The 17539-nt window shown below is 50.6% G+C and carries 17 protein-coding genes and 1 riboswitch; of the genes, 12 read left to right on the top strand and 5 right to left on the bottom strand.

The window, feature by feature from the left end; translation table 11 throughout:
* Positions 1-3 precede the first annotated feature (3 nt).
* From meaB to EDC32_RS09700, 5 genes are all read left to right on the top strand, one after another.
* Positions 4-978 carry a methylmalonyl Co-A mutase-associated GTPase MeaB gene (meaB, locus tag EDC32_RS09720; protein WP_022737345.1) on the top strand — a complete coding sequence of 325 codons (975 nt, stop codon included), beginning with the start codon at positions 4-6 and terminating at the stop codon, positions 976-978.
* Positions 941-1603 carry a TetR/AcrR family transcriptional regulator gene (locus tag EDC32_RS09715; protein WP_022737346.1) on the top strand — a complete coding sequence of 221 codons (663 nt, stop codon included), beginning with the start codon at positions 941-943 and terminating at the stop codon, positions 1601-1603. The genes meaB and EDC32_RS09715 overlap by 38 nt, the downstream gene beginning before the upstream one ends.
* On the top strand, positions 1578-4832 hold the full coding sequence (gene icmF, locus EDC32_RS09710; RefSeq protein ID WP_132221771.1) for a fused isobutyryl-CoA mutase/GTPase IcmF: 3255 nt from the start codon (positions 1578-1580) through the stop codon (positions 4830-4832). Before EDC32_RS09715 ends, icmF begins: the two co-directional genes overlap by 26 nt.
* 233 nt (positions 4833-5065) lie before the next feature.
* Entirely contained in the window at positions 5066-5542 is a 477-nt protein-coding gene (rpoE, locus tag EDC32_RS09705) for a DNA-directed RNA polymerase subunit delta (RefSeq protein ID WP_246026906.1), read from the top strand.
* Positions 5543-5806: 264 nt separating this feature from the next.
* Positions 5807-7426 (top strand): CTP synthase, encoded by a 1620-nt coding sequence (locus EDC32_RS09700; RefSeq protein WP_022737349.1) that lies wholly within the window; start codon positions 5807-5809, stop codon positions 7424-7426.
* Between the two features lie 84 nt (positions 7427-7510).
* Here the strand turns inward: EDC32_RS09700 and EDC32_RS09695 are convergent, their stop codons facing one another.
* Positions 7511-8086: an ECF transporter S component gene (locus EDC32_RS09695; RefSeq protein ID WP_132221769.1), complete on the bottom strand. Its 576-nt coding sequence runs from the start codon at positions 8084-8086 to the stop codon at positions 7511-7513.
* A gap of 181 nt (positions 8087-8267) precedes the next feature.
* Positions 8268-8406: riboswitch (FMN riboswitch) on the bottom strand.
* Positions 8407-8620: 214 nt separating this feature from the next.
* On the opposite strand from EDC32_RS09695, the gene EDC32_RS09690 reads away from it, so the two are divergent.
* Positions 8621-8938: a cytochrome C oxidase subunit IV family protein gene (locus EDC32_RS09690; protein WP_132221767.1), complete on the top strand. Its 318-nt coding sequence runs from the start codon at positions 8621-8623 to the stop codon at positions 8936-8938.
* A gap of 96 nt (positions 8939-9034) precedes the next feature.
* On the top strand, positions 9035-9538 hold the full coding sequence (locus EDC32_RS09685; RefSeq protein ID WP_132221765.1) for a GNAT family N-acetyltransferase: 504 nt from the start codon (positions 9035-9037) through the stop codon (positions 9536-9538).
* A gap of 96 nt (positions 9539-9634) precedes the next feature.
* Here EDC32_RS09685 and EDC32_RS09680 read toward each other — a convergent pair whose 3' ends face one another.
* The 4 genes from EDC32_RS09680 to EDC32_RS09665 all read right to left on the bottom strand — a co-directional run bounded on the left by EDC32_RS09680 (position 9635) and on the right by EDC32_RS09665 (position 13870).
* Complete coding sequence (locus EDC32_RS09680; protein WP_132221763.1) at positions 9635-10732, bottom strand: hypothetical protein; 1098 nt, start codon at positions 10730-10732, stop codon at positions 9635-9637.
* Between the two features lie 278 nt (positions 10733-11010).
* Entirely contained in the window at positions 11011-11937 is a 927-nt protein-coding gene (locus tag EDC32_RS09675) for a PIG-L deacetylase family protein (RefSeq protein WP_158283320.1), read from the bottom strand.
* Positions 11938-12155: 218 nt separating this feature from the next.
* Entirely contained in the window at positions 12156-13073 is a 918-nt protein-coding gene (locus EDC32_RS09670) for a PIG-L deacetylase family protein (RefSeq protein ID WP_158283319.1), read from the bottom strand.
* 356 nt (positions 13074-13429) lie between these two features.
* On the bottom strand, positions 13430-13870 hold the full coding sequence (locus EDC32_RS09665; protein WP_132221757.1) for an SRPBCC family protein: 441 nt from the start codon (positions 13868-13870) through the stop codon (positions 13430-13432).
* A 360-nt stretch (positions 13871-14230) separates the two neighbouring features.
* Here EDC32_RS09665 and EDC32_RS09660 point away from each other — a divergent pair, with 360 nt between their 5' ends.
* The 5 genes from EDC32_RS09660 to fsa all read left to right on the top strand — a co-directional run bounded on the left by EDC32_RS09660 (position 14231) and on the right by fsa (position 17521).
* Entirely contained in the window at positions 14231-14596 is a 366-nt protein-coding gene (locus EDC32_RS09660; RefSeq protein ID WP_132221755.1) for a response regulator, read from the top strand.
* A gap of 26 nt (positions 14597-14622) precedes the next feature.
* Positions 14623-15000: a 3-aminobutyryl-CoA ammonia lyase gene (gene kal, locus EDC32_RS09655; RefSeq protein ID WP_022737359.1), complete on the top strand. Its 378-nt coding sequence runs from the start codon at positions 14623-14625 to the stop codon at positions 14998-15000.
* A gap of 33 nt (positions 15001-15033) precedes the next feature.
* Positions 15034-15858, top strand: coding sequence for a 3-keto-5-aminohexanoate cleavage enzyme (gene kce / locus EDC32_RS09650; RefSeq protein ID WP_022737360.1), 825 nt, complete (start codon positions 15034-15036; stop codon positions 15856-15858).
* Between the two features lie 80 nt (positions 15859-15938).
* A complete protein-coding gene (gene fba / locus EDC32_RS09645; protein ID WP_022737361.1) occupies positions 15939-16793 on the top strand; it encodes a class II fructose-1,6-bisphosphate aldolase in 855 nt (284 codons plus the stop codon).
* A gap of 74 nt (positions 16794-16867) precedes the next feature.
* Positions 16868-17521 carry a fructose-6-phosphate aldolase gene (fsa, locus tag EDC32_RS09640; protein WP_132221753.1) on the top strand — a complete coding sequence of 218 codons (654 nt, stop codon included), beginning with the start codon at positions 16868-16870 and terminating at the stop codon, positions 17519-17521.
* Positions 17522-17539: the final 18 nt, after the last annotated feature.

The raw sequence follows: 17539 nt of genomic DNA, 5'->3' as shown, positions 1-17539 counted from the left end.
GCGATGGAGACATGGCTGACACAGATCAAGGAGGGAAACAAACGGCAGATCGCCCGCCTGATTAGCCGGATGGAGAATGGGGACCCCGAGAAAGAAAAGTGGTTGGACGCATTGTATCCCCATACAGGCAATGCCCAATTGATCGGCGTCACCGGTTCACCGGGCGCTGGCAAAAGCACTCTCATCGCCGCCTTGATCCGCCTGTTGCGCCACATGGGAAAAACAGTGGGGGTGTTGGCGGTCGATCCGACCAGCCCCTTCACTGGTGGGGCCATCTTGGGGGACCGGGTGCGGATGACGGAACACGCGTTGGATGAGGGAGTTTTCATCCGCAGCATGGGAAGCCGGGGAGGATGGGGCGGTTTGGCCCAAGCCACCTCAGAGGCAGTCCGTGTGCTGGACGCGGCAGGGTATGATGTTATCTTGATCGAGACTGTGGGTGTAGGTCAGGCGGAGTGGGACATTATGCATCTGGCTGATACCGTCACACTGGTGTTAAACCCGACGGCGGGCGATGTGGTGCAGGTGTTTAAAGCGGGAATCATGGAAATCGCCGATCTGTTTGTTATCAACAAGGCTGATCTTCCCGGGGTATCGCGCTTAAAGCAGGAGATACAAGATTTGTTGGCTTTATCCAAGCATGACGCCCCATGGCACCCGCCGATCATTGAAACGTTGGCGACAGAGGAGAAAGGGTTGGAGGATTGGTGGGAAGCGGCGGAACGACACTATGCCCATCTGCGGGCGCATGGCTTATTGGTGCAGAAGCGGAGAGCGCGTATTGAAAAAGAAGTGAGCGACTTGGTTTTTTCCGCTTGGCGGGAACGTTTCAAGGCCAAACAACAGGCGCCCCGCTTCCGGCGGGATATCCAGGACGCATTGGATCAACGCATCAGCCCGCATGAGGTGGCGCGCCGTTGGCTAAAGGAGGAATTACGAATTGAAACGCAATTCCAAGCTGATCCCGTCGATGATTAAGGATCAGCGCCTGATCGCGGAGCGGCGGCGGCAGATCATCGAAGGGGCGGTTCGGCTGTTTGTGAAAAAGGGATTTCACAAGACCACGACGAGGGAAATCGCGCGGGAGTGCGGTCTGTCGATCGGCACGATGTATGAATATATTCAAAGCAAAGAAGATGTGCTATATCTCGTTTGCGAAGACATCCACTCCGATTTGGAAAAGCGTTTGTTGGAAGTGGTGACCGAGTCTGATTCGGGGATGGAATCCCTGCGCAAAGGGTTGAAACAGCTGTTTCGCGTGATGGATGAAATGCGTCCGTTGGTGCTGTTGATCTACCAAGAGACCAAGTCCTTGCCGAACGACAAGATGAAGTATGTATTGAGCAAAGAAGAGGAAATCACAGGACTTTTTGAACGGATTTTGCAAAAAGGGATGCAGGACGGAACGATCGGCATCGACCCATCTTCTATTAAATTGATGGCACATAACATCATGGTGATGGGACAGATGTGGACATTCCGCCACTGGTCGCTCGGTAAGCACTATGACGTGCAGGAGTACATGGATCGGCAGATGGCATTGTTGCTGGGTGAGTTTACCAATGGAGGGAAGCGGGATGGAAACAGAAGTGATTCGACCTAAACATGCGGTGCGATTTGTGACGGCAGCCAGTCTGTTTGACGGGCATGACGCTTCCATCAACTTGTTTCGTCGCCTGTTGCAGGCATCAGGGGTGGAAGTAATCCATCTGGGTCACAACCGTTCCGTAGATGAGATTGTGGAAGCGGCAATCCAAGAGGATGTCCAAGGCATCGCGGTATCGTCTTACCAAGGAGGCCATATGGAGTTTTTTAAATATATGGTCGATTTGTTAAGGCAGCGGGGTGCAGGACACATCAAGGTGTTCGGGGGAGGCGGGGGCGTCATTATTCCCCAGGAAATAAAAGAGTTGGAGGCGTATGGCGTCTCGCGAATCTTTTCCCCGCACGATGGCCGCCAGTTGGGATTGCAGGGGATTATCAATACCATGGTGCGCGAAACCGACTTTCCGACGGTTGGTGAGATCACATGGGAAATGGATGCCCTTTCTGAAGGGAACACGCAAGCGATTGCGCGTCTCATCACAGCGGCGGAGGAAGTGGCTGAGGCGGATGGAGGGCTCGATCATCTCCGCCAGGCGCTGGATGAATTGCGCCTCCAACCACCGGTGGACAAAGTGATTCCTGTGGTGGGGATCACCGGCACAGGGGGAGCGGGGAAAAGCTCTTTGACCGATGAATTGGTACGGCGCTTTGTGGAGGACTTCACTGATAAAAAAGTGGCGGTACTCTCGGTGGACCCCTCCAAGCAAAAGACGGGAGGCGCCTTGCTGGGTGACCGTATCCGCATGAACGCGGTTCACCATCCGCGCGTTTATATGCGGAGCTTGGCCACAAGGAGAACGCGTTCGGAGTTGAGTGCCGGCATCCGGGATGCCATTACTGTGTTGAAACGGGCCGCATATGATTTGATCATCGTTGAAACCAGCGGAATTGGGCAAGGCAACGCGGATGTGGTAGGGATCAGCGATGTGTCCTTGTATGTGATGACCTCCGAATTCGGTGCCCCCTCCCAGCTGGAGAAGATTGAGATGTTGGATTACGCTGACCTGGTCGCCATTAATAAGTTTGACCGCAAAGGTTCGGAAGACGCGTTGCGCGACGTCAAAAAACAATTCCGTCGCAATCACGGGCTGTTTGACGCGCCGGATGAAGCGATTCCTGTCTATGGCACCATGGCTAGCCGGTTCCATGATCCGGGGACAAACCGGTTTTACCGGGCACTGATTGAAAAAATCAATGAGAAATGTTCGCTCGCATGGCAAACGACGTGGGATCGCAACGAGGATGATGTGACCAAGGGGCATGCCATCATTCCGCCGGAGCGGACGCACTATCTGCGTGAGATTGCGGCCACCGTTCGCAAATACCATGCGGAATCCGAGGAGCAGGCTCGGCTGGCCACCCAATTGTACCAGCTGGAAGGAACCAAAACGTTGCTTGCGGACGATGATGATCTCAATAAGCGGCTTTCGGCCAAAATCAAGGAAATCGAAGAGCGGTTGGCGCCAGAGAGCAAAAAGGCGTTGGCGGATTGGCCAAAAGTACAAGAAGCGTATCGGCAAGACGTGTTTATCACCAAAGTGCGGGATCGGGAGATGCGGGTGCCCCTCTTCACGGAAACATTGGCCGGTTCGCGCATCCCCAAAGTGGCCCTGCCTAAGCTAAAGGATTGGGGCGACTTGTTGCGGTGGTTCCGCAAAGAGAACTTGCCAGGTCACTTCCCCTTCACTGCGGGTGTGTTTCCGTTTAAGCGGGCCGATGAGGACCCGAAGCGGCAATTTGCGGGAGAAGGAACACCTGAGCGCACCAACAAGCGCTTCCATTACTTATCTAAAAATGATACAGCCAAACGCTTGTCTACCGCGTTCGACAGCGTGACCCTGTATGGAGAGGACCCTGCTGAACGGCCCGACATCTACGGGAAAATCGGGGAATCCGGGGTGAGCATTTGCACGCTGGAAGATATGAAAAAGCTGTATGCTGGCTTTGATTTGTGCGCGCCCAACACCAGTGTTTCGATGACGATCAACGGGCCCGCGCCCATCATCTTGGCGATGTATTTTAACACCGCCATTGCCCAACAAGTGGATCGATTCCGGGAACGGGAAGGCCGGGAACCGACAGCGGAAGAAAGAGAGCAAATCAAAGCAGAGACGCTACGCAGTGTGCGGGGAACGGTGCAAGCCGATATTTTGAAAGAAGACCAAGGGCAAAACACCTGCATTTTTTCGACTGAGTTTGCCTTGAAGATGATGGGGGACATTCAGGAGTATTTTATTGAGCATGGAATTCGTAATTATTATTCGGTCAGTATCAGCGGTTACCATATCGCTGAAGCGGGCGCCAATCCCATTACCCAGTTGGCGTTCACCTTGGCCAATGCCTTCACGTATGTGGAGTATTATTTAAGCCGGGGGATGAAGATCGACCAATTCGCCCCCAACTTGTCCTTCTTTTTCAGCAACGGGTTGGATGCCGAATATTCCGTGATTGGCCGTGTTGCCCGTCGGGTGTGGGCGATCGTGATGAAGCATCTCTATAAGGGCAATGAGCGCAGCCAAAAGCTGAAGTATCATATCCAAACGTCCGGCCGTTCACTGCACGCCCAGGAGATCGATTTCAATGATATTCGTACCACATTGCAAGCGTTGATGGCTATATATGACCAGTGCAATTCGCTCCACACCAACGCTTATGACGAAGCGATTACTACGCCAACCGAAGAATCGGTGCGCAGAGCCATGGCGATCCAATTGATCATCAACCGGGAATTGGGATTGGCTAAAAATGAAAATCCGTTGCAAGGCTCCTTTATCATTGATGAATTGACTGATCTGGTGGAAGAAGCGGTATTAAAGGAATTTGAGCGGATCAGCGATCGGGGCGGCGTGCTTGGAGCGATGGAAACGCAGTACCAGCGCGGCAAGATTCAAGAGGAATCGTTGTATTATGAAATGAAAAAGCACTCGGGCGAATTGCCGATTATCGGTGTGAACACTTTTGAAAATCCCAATCCGCCGGCAGAAACGGTAGAGATCGAATTAACCCGGGCTACACCGGAAGAGAAGCAAGCGCAAATCGACCGGCTGAGGGCGTTTCAACAGGCGCACCGCAATGAGGCGCCGGAAGCGCTGGAACGGTTGAAGGAAGTGGCTCGAAGCGGTGGCAACTTGTTCGCGGAATTGATGGAAACGGTGAAAGTGGCGAGCCTTGGGCAAATTACCCACGCCTTGTATGAGGTGGGCGGTCAATATCGGCGAAACATGTAGATCGATTCCTTTGCTTTCAGCCCTGTGGGCGCAAGAGCTCAGGGCTCGACATGGAGAGCCGCGCAAGCCTATTTGTTTGCGCCCGGCATTCTTTGATGGATGCCGGGCTTTTTCCATGCGTAGGGATGTTTTTTAGGAAGATTGGTTGACTTCAACCGTTTTTTGGATAAAATAGTTGTACGAGAAACATAGGGATTTTGTGGACTTCGCCCTGAGGGAAGGATGTGTCCAGGTTGAATGACAACCTCGCTTTAGAAAAGATCAAAGAAACGTCGATGGTTGATCTAGCGTACGACCTGCTCAAGCAAAGAGGCGACGCGATGCAATATAGAGACATCATGGCGGAAGTTGCGAAGAAAAAGGAATTTACCCAAGAGGAAGTTGAACAATATATCGCGCAATTGTATACGGAAATCAACATTGACGGACGCTTCGTTTGTGTGGGCAGAGGCACTTGGGGCTTGAGGGAATGGTATTCGACAGAGCAGGCAACCGATTCCGCTGTGGCCATGAACGTAAAAGACGACTATTTAGACGAAGATTTGGATGAAGATTTGTTTGATGCAGATGACGAGGATTACGGAAATGCCGGCCTGGATGAATTGGATGATATCGATGTGCCTTATGCCGACAAAGACACGTCTTTTGACGGTGATGAGGATGGATTGCCTGACGAAGACGTGGAAGACGACGAGGAAGACGAGCTTTAATCCTTGACAAATAAAGGTACGTGAGATAAATTATTTTTTGGGCTCATTATGAACGGAAATGAGAAGAGCGCCCCTGCATTCGGGGGCGCTCTTTTCTATTTTGTGCAGTATTTTCAACCGCTACGACAGGCAACCAACCTTTTTTCAGTGAGTGCCTCGTAAACAAGTGAAGCGATTGAGAAAAATGGTTGCGGGCCTGAACGCGAGATTTTGAAATGCTTTCAGCGAATAGGGGCATCCTTAGATACAGGAGGAAGATAAAACATGGCAAAATACATTTTTGTGACCGGAGGCGTGGCATCCTCCCTTGGCAAAGGTATCACGGCTTCCGCATTGGGAAGATTGTTGAAAAACCGGGGGCTCAAAGTGACGATTCAAAAATTTGATCCATATATCAACGTCGACCCGGGCACGATGAGCCCATACCAACACGGCGAAGTGTTTGTGACCGACGACGGTGCGGAGACCGACCTCGACCTCGGCCACTATGAGCGTTTTATTGATATCAACCTGAGTAAAAACAGCAATGTTACGACAGGGAAAATCTATTCTGCCGTCATCAACAAAGAGCGCCGCGGTGATTATCTGGGTGGGACGGTACAAGTGATTCCGCACATCACCAACGAAATCAAGGATCGCGTTTTCCGGGCGGCGCGCGAAACAGGTGCCGATGTGGTCATCACTGAGATCGGTGGTACCGTTGGCGACATCGAAAGCTTGCCGTTCTTAGAAGCGATTCGCCAGATTAAAAGTGATGTGGGCCGTGAAAACGTCATGTACATCCATTGCACGTTGGTGCCGCTGATGAGAGCCAGCGGCGAATTGAAAACCAAACCGACGCAACACTCGGTCAAAGAATTGCGCAGCATCGGGATTCAGCCTAATGTCATCGTCTGCCGCACCGAATATCCGTTGGCTGAAGAAATCAAACAGAAGATCGCTCTGTTCTGCGACATTGACCGTGAAGCCGTGATTGAAATGTGCGATGCGGAAACATTGTATGAAGTGCCTTTGATGGCGCAAGAACAAGGATTTGACCAAATTGTGGTCGACCACCTTGGCTTGGAATGCGGCCAAGCAGATATGACAGATTGGATCAAGCTGGTCAATAAAGTGAAAAATTTGGCGCATACCACCCGCATTGCCATCGTTGGTAAATACGTCGCTTTGCACGACGCATATATGAGCGTGGTGGAAGCATTGCGCCATGCCGGGTTTGAGCGCGACACCGATATTGAGGTCAAGTGGATCAATGCTGAAGAAGTGACCGATGAGAATGCCGCTCAGCTGTTGGGGGATGTGAACGGGATTCTGGTGCCGGGTGGATTCGGCGACCGCGGCATCGAAGGGAAAATTGCTGCTACTCGCTACGCTCGCGAAAACAACATTCCGTTCTTGGGCATTTGCCTAGGCATGCAGATGGCTTGCGTCGAGGGTGCCCGTCATGTGCTTGGGCTGGAGGGAGCCAATAGTTCGGAAATTGATCCGTCCACCCCTTATCCGATTATCGACATTCTCCCTGAGCAAAAAGAGATTGAAGAAAAAGGCGGCACCATGCGACTCGGCCTCTATCCGTGTAAGCTTATGCCAGGTAGCGTAGCTCACCAAGCGTATGGTACGGATCTGGTGTACGAGCGCCATCGCCATCGGTATGAGTTTAACAACGAGTATCGCGAGGAGATGGAAAAAGTGGGTTACCGCTTCTCCGGCACCTCGCCAGACGGCCGGTTGGTGGAAATTGTGGAGTACATTCATCACCCTTGGTTTGTCGCAGCCCAATTCCATCCTGAGTTCATCTCTCGTCCTAACCGTCCGCAACCGCTTTTCCGCGGGTTTGTGACGGCTGCGCTAAACGCGAAACTGAAAGAACATGTGAATGCCTAATTTCAACTGCCAAACGGCAACAAAAACCCAGTCACGCGGGATGTTCCCTGTTTGACTGGGTTTTTCTATGGTCAAAGGCGCTGTTCAGAAACTTAAGCGCCGTTTCAGATGCGGTTGTAATTTCAAATAAAGCGGGATGAAAATCGCGGTCACAAGTACGCCTTTAAGTAAGTTAAACGGGGCAATACCATACATGATTAAGGCGAATTTTTGTGAACCGGTCACTGTCCAATGGATCAGTTTGCTGTATAGCGGGAAGAAGACATACCAATTGGCCGAAGTCATGACGACTGCGCTGATCACCGTGGCGGTGGCCAAACCGTATATGAGCCCTTTCAGTTCTCCCACTTTGCGACCAATGATGGAAGTGACAGCGACAAAGACGCTGCCGGCGAGGAAATTAGACAATTGACCGACAGGGATAATGCCGGTTTCACTGCCGCTGAAGAGGAAGTGTAGGAAGTTCTTGAAGAACTCCACCAACACCCCGGCCAACGGCCCATAGAGAAGTCCTGCGATCAAGGCAGGAACTTCGCTGAAATCAATTTTTAAAAACGTTGGAAAGCCGGGCAACGGAAATTCAAGTTTTTGCAAGATAAATGCGATGCCCGCCATCAAAGATAAAAAGATCATTTTTGTCAGTGCTTGCGATCGTTGCATCAGAACACGCTCCCTCGTTTGTGCTTCTGATGACAACGGGTACGAAGGCCTGAAAAAGCTAAGAAACCCCGAAAGATGGTGTGGCCATCTTCGGGGTATCAGAAAGAAAGGTGCAAACAACCCATTTTTGTAAAAGGGCAGACTCCACCCTGGGTCGTGTACCTTGATTTTCGTACGCGTCATCATCCTTCTCCCATCCAGACTATACTGTCGGCTTCGGAATCACACCGAATCCACCGCTTGTAAGCGGGTCACGGGCTTAGGGAAACGCCGTTCCCATCACCGCCGGTCGGGAATTTCACCCTGCCCCGAAGGATATCCCTATGTTATTGTCTTGTATTCCTCATTTTTATATTATAAATGACTCCAACACGATCGGGAAGGGGATTCTGTTAAATACGTTTGCATCTATCAAGCGATTAGGGAGGATGGCGGGAAAAGACCAGGGTATCCCGATGGGTGACTATATCTATCGCTTATGGTTAGAAAATTCATTATAATGAAATAAAAAGGTGGAAAGGCGAGGTGGTTGGAATGGAACCGCAATTGCAGCAGCAAACCCAGCGGCCGGTGAAACCGAAGGAAAAGCCGGAAACGGCATGGCGCTATGTCCTCTCGTTTATATGGATGATTTTGTTCACGGCGATTGCCTTCGTCGTAGTCGGCGGAGGACTGGTTGAATCCAAAACGGCCATTTTTTGGGTGCTGATCATTTCGGCTTCAATTCAGGTAGTGCTACAACTCTTCACATTCATGCACCTAGATCAAAAAGGGTATGGCATTGTGATTGTGTTCATGGGGGTAGGGTTGGTGATCGCGGTCGTGTCCGCCGTCGGCATGGTGTTGATGTAATGCCCGGAGAGGGGAGCATGTCTGGTATGTTCTTTCTCCCTGGTGGAACCCTAGAGATAGATTCTGCGGGTTGAAGCGAGGGAGGCAAGATGCAACATGCGGTTAGTACATGCACATTTGGATCAGTTCGATGAGATCTTGGAGATTTACCGGCATGCGACACGCAAGATGAATGAGCAAGGCATTAGCCAATGGGCGGATGATTATCCCAGCGAAGAACTGGTTAAGGACGACATTCAGAAGAGAAATCTTTACACCCTGCTCGATGAAGATCGGGTGGCGGCTGTCGTCGTATTGGATCAGGAATATGAGGATGCCTATGAAAAGGTTTCTTGGTCAGATCAATCTGGACGTTTTTTGGTGGTGCATCGACTGTGCGTCAACCCGGCCATCCAAGGAAAGGGAGTATCCCGCATATTGATGGAGGAGATCGAACGGTTTGCCAAGGAGCACGGGTACACCAGCATACGATTGGACACGCAGATCAAGAATGAAAAAGCGATGCGGCTCTACAAGGTAAATGATTATGAGCAAAAGGGGATCATTTACCTTAGAGGGAGCGACGATCCGCACATGGCGTTTGAGAAGCAATTGGACTAAACACCGGCAACCTTCCTCCTTGTGAAGGTTGTTTTGTGCATCCAAACAAAAAAGCCCGCCCACACGATTACTCCCCCGTGGGCGGGCTGACGGGTGTTATCTTCTTTTCGCTCTGACCACATTGATTTGTTCCAATTCCCTCTGAGTAAGGGGTTGCGTATAAGCAAAGCTTTTTCTCGGGGCAACTTTGAGGGAGCCAGCTTCCGGTCTGGCGGAAGAGGTAGCTGGGATGGCAATTCTCAACCCGAACGTCTGCATGGCGTATTGAATGGGGAAGCACAACGAACGGGTCATGTTGGAAGTGGACGAGTAGTGAACAGCGGCGGCGTAATCGGAACCATTGAAACCTCGCCCAATCCAGACGGACCCGGAATCACCGGGGCCTCCCACGACGCCATCCCCTTGAACGATGGTTTGGTTTTCAAACGTGCCGATCCCGAACGGATATTGGATACGCGTTGTGGCGTTGATGGACTCTACAGTTCCTGTGCCGTATCCCGATGTACGCCCAGTCTTCCTGAGACGCAAGCCCACAGGGTAGCTGACGAAATGACCTGACAACACAATTCGTTGTCCTGTGTTGCCCAACAGATAACGGGGATCCAACAGGCTGTTTTGGTCGGCTATGGCGATGGAAGCGTCCAAGTAATTGACAGACGTCGTACTGATAATTACCGATTGGTATGTTCTGCCGATGCGATCCGTTCCTGGTTGCCCGCCATCCGATCGGCCCGGCTGAATCACTTCATGAAAAGAGGTGTCATTGGTCGGATTGAGCACATGGGCGTTGCTCAGCACATACAGGCGCGACGGATTGGGGTAGTTGACGGTAATCACTCCCGCCGTGCCGGTGCCGGCAGTGGCCGTGCCCACGCTGACTCCCCCGGGGACCGGACGCAATCGGGTTTGATAGATTGGTTGGGCTGCAACCAATTTGTCTGTGTAGAATCCTCCACTTTTGATGAAACGGATCGGAACGTTGGATGCGGTACCCACGGTTCGTTCCATGGTAGCTTTCAAAGTGGCTAGCCGCTTTGAAGAAATGTTTCTCTCCACATAAACAATGGTGCCAGCTCCTTGGGACGGTTTTCGTGGGTTGGCATATCCCACACCAATCCCGTGCACTTCACTGTGGCTTAACACTAACTTAGAAAGCTTATTTTTTTGCGAGGTAGCTTCAAAGAAAGTAGCCATATTTCTACTCCTTTCAATAGTGATACTATAATTTATGAGATTGGTTCTATATTTGATAGGAGTAGAAACACATTTTTATAGAATAAAAAGAGGGAATTGGGCGCTAGATATTGCCAATAAAAAAAGCAAGCGTCTGCTTGCCAGGATCTAGCGACGGAAACGCCGTCCGTTTTCCAACCGCTTCCGCTCCCATTTGGGGTGTGACGGGCTAATCACTTTGACTAGTATAAATGTGATTTGTTGACGAAGAAGCCGCCGTACATGATCGCTGGGTATGCCTAGCTGTCAAAATGGGCTTCCACGCGGATATTCTTCATGAATGACTCAAACTGGTGAGGAACGCTGTGTAGCCCCAACGCATGCCAACCGTGGCTGGGTTCCCAACGCAGATAAATCCGGGCGGCTTCCAGGATTTTGTTGCGATCTCGGGGGTCGATCACTTTAAGTTGTACGGTTTCCACAGGTGGGCGGCGTTTGGTGAAACGGGACTTGTATATGGACAGGAAATAAACGGTGTCCGTGGGCTTCATTTTCCCTTCCAATTCATATTTCCGCATGATTTGTCCCAAAAACGCATGGTCACGGTGATAATCATACCGGCTCATCGTTCTGAAAATGGCGTGGGGATAGCGGGACAAAAAGTAATCATACACTTGGCGCACAGCGCGTTCTGTAAAGCGTCCGTTGACCAGACTGCGCACATGTACGCGGTCGCGGGGAATGCCCAGTCGCTCCGCCGCTGCGTAAAACTCCCTCACCCGGTCGCGGGCTAGATCCTTTGGGCTGTAGTAGCCGTCGGGGTCATTGACGTCAAGAGCGCTGTGATACGTGTTGTGCCAAACGCAATAGACGGGGATTTTAACCACTTTTCCTTTTTTTGCCACTTCACGGAAGCCGTTGATTACGAAGCGGGCTCCGCTGTGTTCGCCACCGCTCATCAACACCAAGTGAACTTCGTAACCCATCCGTTGCCGATTGACGATATCTGGTGACATGGACAAGATTTCGTCATCGGCATGGGGCACAAAATAAATGGCTACCGGGCGCGGTTTTGGCTGGTTCACGGGAGCGGAGCGAGGGATGGGGTGGCTTTGTGCGGCCACGATTTTGCCCAAAAAGAAACCAACCATGGCGAGATTGATCAGAATGAGGGTTAACCAGAAGATAACCCTGCTCTTTTGTTTCACTCCAGCAGCTCGTTTCATGCCCATCTTCCTTTTTCGCTAACCAATGTCGAATTTTGAAGATTCGTTACTTTTCATCATAATCCATTTTAAGGAAAATGGGAATAGCGGCCCGAATGTAAATACGCTCGTCCGTTTAGCAGTGAAAAGACCGTGAAGACGGTGATACACCCGCTTTCGGTTCTCAGATTCTTGCGTGCAAGAAAAAAGAGTCCCCCTCTGTAGGAGACCCTCGTAGATCAATAATGCATGATCATTGATTTATCTCTAAAGTAAGAGTCGAATTGTTGTGGAACGCTATGGTAACCCAGCGCCAGCCACCCTTTCAGCGGCTCCCACAGGCTATACACTTCCGCAGCATGTTGCAGACGCTTTGTTTCTTCTTTTCCCATCGGTCCTACCTTTATCAACTCAACAGGCAACTTGCCGTACTTGGTGAACCGAGTTTTATAAATGGATAGAAAATAAGCCGTATCCGTGGGATCGATTTTCCCTTCTTTTTCATACTTCATAAGCACTTTGCCCATCATGGCATGATCGGGGTGATAATCGTATGGACTCATGGTGCGGAAAATCGCATGCGGATACCGGGCGATGAATTCATCGTAAATGGCACGAAGCCCTTCTTCGGTAAATTTGCCGTTGACTAATTCATAGGTGTGGGTGTTTTCTTTAGGGACGCCCAAGCGGCGGGCAACTTCATAAAATTCGCGGATTCTCGCATCGCCAAACTCTTTTGTATCCAAATAATGATCTGGATCTCTTAGTTCATCAGCACTGTGATACGTGTTGTGCCAATGGCAGAAGACGGGATGCTTCACCTTCTTTTTCCCTTCCCACATTTCCCGGAAGCCGTTGACCACGAACCGGGCTCCACTATGCTCACCGGGGCTTGCCAATACCATCTGGATGTCATAACCCATGCGTTGGTGGTTGACAATGTCTGCTCCCATGGAGAGCAATTCGTCATCTGCGTGTGGTACAAAATAGATAGCGACTGGTTTTGGTTTTGGCGTGCTGGTGTCCAAGATTTTTTGTGGCTTGTTTTCTGCGGACACGATGGACACCAAAGAACAGCCCAACAAGGACAGGGTAAGAATGGAGAAGGCAGCGAATAGTGAAAGTCGTAAAATGTTTTTGCGTTTACACAACTTCATGCCCATCGTCCTTTATATCTAATTTTATATGTGATGATAACAGGTGGTTTTTATAGGAAAGAGGGAATGTCTTTGGGAAATGATATCTACTCAATCATAATACATTCTGAGTCGTTTAGTGATGACAAGATAATGACAATAAAGAGGTTTATTGTCATGAAAAATGATAAATCACGCGTAAGATTTAAAAGAGGCGGATGAAGGTCACATAGGGGAAGCTGGTTGGCGTGGTGCTTGGGCCAGCGGGGATGCAAAAGCCGAACTTCGGCAACGGGTATGGGTGAAGGCGCAGGGGTGTCGCCGTTCAGTACTTGGGGACCGTTGCCTGCGTTCGGCGGTGGATGTAGGAGGTTGACTTATTGTTCTATTTGTTGCTTTAGACGTTGCAACTGTTTGACATGATGAAAGCGGGAAGGCAGGAAGGCAAACCATTCCTTTGGTTTTGACACCGCTGTCCGGGATTGGACTGTGCACTTGAAGTGTAGTCGGCATTGCTTGGATGTCAGAGGTTCCAGTCGATAAATGATTTCTTCAGAGAGAGAACCTTTATTTATTTTCACCCCGTATATGTTCGGACGATAATATTCAATCACTTCCCCATCAAGCTCCAAGGTGTTTTTGCCTTGGCGCACGGTTTGGGTGAACCGAATGCCAACCGGATTCTCCGGATTGTAAAGCTCCAGCCATTTGGTCTCCAGTAGCTCGGTTTTCCACTCTTGTTGTTTTTGAGGGTCCACCAGCCAATGAAAAACCTCTTCAATGGGTGCGTTAAATTGAATTTGATAGGTAAATTGCATGGCTTTCCTCCTTTGTCAGTGCCAAGGGTGCGGCGCGAGCGATGTCGTCAGCACGCTTGCCAACTATGAATAGAGTAACATGTTCCAGATTTGATAGAAAACCGAAATGATTGAAACCGATTTTCATGTTTTTTTGCTTCTTTGCAGGAAATAGCGTTGCAGATAAAAAATAATAGTCATACATATTCACTAAGATAAACTAATAGACCCAGGGCGTGTCTGACAAATCGCGGAAAAACCTTTTTCATGTAAGTGCCTTGTCACGTGTGAAGCAAATGAGTAAACGGGTTAGCACCGCAAAAACGCCCGCATAAAATCCAGTTAGAGAAAAGCCGAGCTGAAGGGAGGGGATCGTCGCGCATGAATAATAAAAAAGTGTTGGTGGTCGACGACCAATATGGCATCCGCCTGCTGTTGAAAGAAGTGTTTTCAAAAGATCAAATCCTCTTCTATCAAGCGTCCAACGGCAAGCAAGCATTGGAGATTATTCAGATGGAAAAGCCAGACCTCATCCTGCTGGACATGAAAATGCCAGGAATGGATGGATTGGAGTTGTTGCGCCGATTGCGCAAGTTTGATGCCAAGGCTAAAGTGATCATGATGACGGCGTATGGAGAGTTGGATATGGTGGCGGAGGCGAGCCGTCTTGGAGCGCTGACCCATTTCACCAAACCGTTTGACATTGAAGAATTGCGTTCAGAAGTAATCCGTCATTTGGCTTCATGAATTCAATGCGGAGAGAGGGAGACAGCATGATTGAATCGAAGATCCGCTTGCGCCTCAGCCAAGCGGACGCGCACTATGGCGGAAATTTGGTGGATGGTGCCAAAATCATGTCGCTGTTTGGCGATGCGGCCACGGAGATATTAATCAGGCATGATGGGGATGAAGGGTTGTTTGTGGCTTACGATATGGTTGAATTTCTGGCGCCGCTGTATGCAGGCGACTTTGTTGAAGCGGTTGGCCGTTTGGAGAAAGTCGGCAATACCAGTCGGAAAATGATATTTGAGGCGTACAAGGTGATTGAAGCAGGAACAGATCCTGCCCGTCCGTACGCAGCACGCGTACTTGAACAGCCTCTTTTGGTTGCCCGTGCTTCCGGCACGTGTGTGGTACCAAAAGGACGATAGGCTGGTTTTTTTGTGTTGGGAGGGGGATACATCATGAAAAAGTTAGTCATCACAGCGGCTTTGGTCGGAGCAGAAGTGACCAAAGAGGATACGCCTCATTTGCCGGTGACACCGGATGAGATTGTGCAGGCGGCGGTGGAAGCATGCCAGGCCGGCGCCTCGATCATTCACCTGCATGTGCGGGATGCGGAGGGACGGCCAACACAAGATAAAGAGATTTACCGTGAAGTGATAGAGGGAATCGAACGGCATACAGATGCCATTATCCAAGTATCCACTGGTGGGGCAGTGGGCATGTCGTCGAAAGAGAGGTTGCAACCATTGTCGCTTCGGCCTGAGATGGCTACGCTCACCACGGGCACGGTCAATTTTGGGAATGAGGTATTTATGAATTCGCCGGAGCAACTTCAATTGTTTGCGGAGGAGTTTGAGCGATACGGCGTCCGGCCCGAGTTTGAAATTTTTGATGTGGGCATGGTGGCTAATGCGCTTCGTTTGGTAGAACGCGGCTTTTTTACAGGGCATCTCCACTTCGATTTTGTGATGGGTGTGCCTGGGGCCATCCCCGCGACGCCGGAAAACCTGCTGCACTTGATGCGCCAGTTGCCGGAAGGAGCGACATGGAGCGTAGCCGGAGTGGGCCGCGCGCAATTGCCGATGGCAACACTTGGCATCCTGTGGGGCGGGCATGTCCGCGTGGGTTTGGAGGATAATATTTATTACAGAAAAGGGGAGCTGGCCACCAATACCCAATTGGTGGAACGGGTCGTCCGGCTGGCAACGGAATTGGGAAGACCAGTCGCCACACCGCAAGAAGCGCGGCAGATCTTACACCTCACCCGCAATAACTTTTATTGATGCGATTACCCAATTCGAATTCGTAGTGTTATAATGTCGAAATGACACAATAAGTTTATCTATTTGAAGGAGGCTTTCACATGCCGCTTGTATCAATGAATCATTTTTTACCTCAAGCAAAAAAAGAAGGATTTGCGGTGGGGCAGTTTAACGTGAACAACCTGGAATATTTCCAGGCGATCACTGAGGCTGCCAAAGAGGAGCGCTCTCCGCTTATTTTCGGTGCAAGTGAAGGCGCCATTCGTTATGTTGGGTTGAACAACATTGTCGCCTTGGCGAAAGTGGCTGCTGAGGAATCCGGACTGCCGATTGCATTGCACCTTGACCACGGCAGCAGCTTTGAGATGGTTATGAAGTGTATCCGGGCTGGTTTCTCCTCCGTAATGTTTGACGGATCACACTATCCATTTGAAGAAAATATCCGTTTGACCAAAAAAGTGGTCGAAGCCGCCCATGCCGTCGGTGTTTCTGTAGAAGGGGAATTGGGTACCATCGGAGGAGTGGAAGACGATCTGGATGTGGCAGAAGAGGATGCGACCCTGGCCAATCCGGAACAAGCCATCCGCTTCTGGGAAGAAACCCGCGTAGACGCGATGGCGATTGCTGTTGGTACAGCTCACGGTATGTACAAAGGCGAGCCAAAAATCCGTTACGACATCATCGAGAAAGTGGCCAAAAACATCGATGCGCCCATCGTGTTGCACGGCGGTTCGGGTGTACCGGATGAATCGATCAAGAAGGCTGTTTCCCTCGGTGTGGGCAAAATCAATGTGAACACGGAAAACCAAGTAGCCCAAGTGCAAGTGATCCGGGAACTGCTTGACAAAAATCCGGACATGATCGATCCGCGCAAATACTTGGGACCGTCCCGTGAAGCGATTAAAGAAGTGGTTAAAGGCAAAATGCGCCTGTTTGGAAGCTCCGGCAAAGCTTAATTTCGCCCTGGGCCAGATACAGTTGGCCCGGGCTTTTGCCCAATCATTCAGTTGTTAACGAAGGGGATGGAGACATGAAGTTTTTCTTGGATACCGCCATCGTAGATGAGATTCGCCAAGTGAACGAATGGGGATTATTGGCCGGGGTGACGACCAATCCCAGCTTGGTAGCCAAGTCCGGCCGTGTATTTGAAGAAGTGCTGTCCGAAATCTTGACCATTGTGGATGGGCCGGTGAGCGCCGAAGTGATGAGCCGCGAGGCCCGGGGCATGATTGAGGAGGGGGAGAAACTCGCTCGCCTTTCTGAAAAGATCACCATCAAGATCCCCATGACCATTGAAGGGTTGAAGGCGGTTCACCATTTCTCTAAGAAAGGCATCAAAACCAATGTCACGCTTATCTTTTCCGCCAACCAAGCGTTGATGGCAGCACGTGCCGGGGCTACGTTTGTAAGTCCGTTTGTGGGACGCTTGGATGATATCAGCCAAGACGGCATGCAGTTGATTGAACAAGTATCCGCGATTTTTGATACGCATCGCATCGACACCGAAATCATTGCGGCCAGCATTCGTCACCCTATGCATGTGACCCAGGCGGCTCTGGCTGGCAGCCATATTGCGACAGTGCCTTACAAAGTGCTGGAGCAGATCGTTCGCCATCCCCTGACGGATCAAGGGATTGAAAAGTTTGAAGCCGACTGGAAAAGCGCGATGAAGAAGGGCAAATGAGCATGCGGAAGGCGGGAA

Source organism: Laceyella sacchari, from assembly GCF_004343255.1.
GTDB classification, from domain to species: domain Bacteria; phylum Bacillota; class Bacilli; order Thermoactinomycetales; family Thermoactinomycetaceae; genus Laceyella; species Laceyella sacchari.
The sequence above is the reverse complement of the archived record's forward strand: the minus strand, read 5'-3'. Positions and strand labels throughout refer to the sequence as shown.

Coding starts and splice junctions, on each gene's coding strand:
- meaB (WP_022737345.1), top strand. CDS start 4: ATGGAGACATGGCTGACACAGATCAAGGAGGGAAACAAACGGCAGATC.
- icmF (WP_132221771.1), top strand. CDS start 1,578: ATGGAAACAGAAGTGATTCGACCTAAACATGCGGTGCGATTTGTGACG.
- EDC32_RS09700 (WP_022737349.1), top strand. CDS start 5,807: ATGGCAAAATACATTTTTGTGACCGGAGGCGTGGCATCCTCCCTTGGC.
- EDC32_RS09695 (WP_132221769.1), bottom strand. CDS start 8,086: ATGCAACGATCGCAAGCACTGACAAAAATGATCTTTTTATCTTTGATG.
- EDC32_RS09690 (WP_132221767.1), top strand. CDS start 8,621: ATGGAACCGCAATTGCAGCAGCAAACCCAGCGGCCGGTGAAACCGAAG.
- EDC32_RS09685 (WP_132221765.1), top strand. CDS start 9,035: ATGCGGTTAGTACATGCACATTTGGATCAGTTCGATGAGATCTTGGAG.
- EDC32_RS09680 (WP_132221763.1), bottom strand. CDS start 10,732: ATGGCTACTTTCTTTGAAGCTACCTCGCAAAAAAATAAGCTTTCTAAG.
- EDC32_RS09675 (WP_158283320.1), bottom strand. CDS start 11,937: ATGAAACGAGCTGCTGGAGTGAAACAAAAGAGCAGGGTTATCTTCTGG.
- EDC32_RS09670 (WP_158283319.1), bottom strand. CDS start 13,073: ATGAAGTTGTGTAAACGCAAAAACATTTTACGACTTTCACTATTCGCT.
- EDC32_RS09665 (WP_132221757.1), bottom strand. CDS start 13,870: ATGCAATTTACCTATCAAATTCAATTTAACGCACCCATTGAAGAGGTT.
- EDC32_RS09660 (WP_132221755.1), top strand. CDS start 14,231: ATGAATAATAAAAAAGTGTTGGTGGTCGACGACCAATATGGCATCCGC.
- kal (WP_022737359.1), top strand. CDS start 14,623: ATGATTGAATCGAAGATCCGCTTGCGCCTCAGCCAAGCGGACGCGCAC.
- kce (WP_022737360.1), top strand. CDS start 15,034: ATGAAAAAGTTAGTCATCACAGCGGCTTTGGTCGGAGCAGAAGTGACC.
- fba (WP_022737361.1), top strand. CDS start 15,939: ATGCCGCTTGTATCAATGAATCATTTTTTACCTCAAGCAAAAAAAGAA.
- fsa (WP_132221753.1), top strand. CDS start 16,868: ATGAAGTTTTTCTTGGATACCGCCATCGTAGATGAGATTCGCCAAGTG.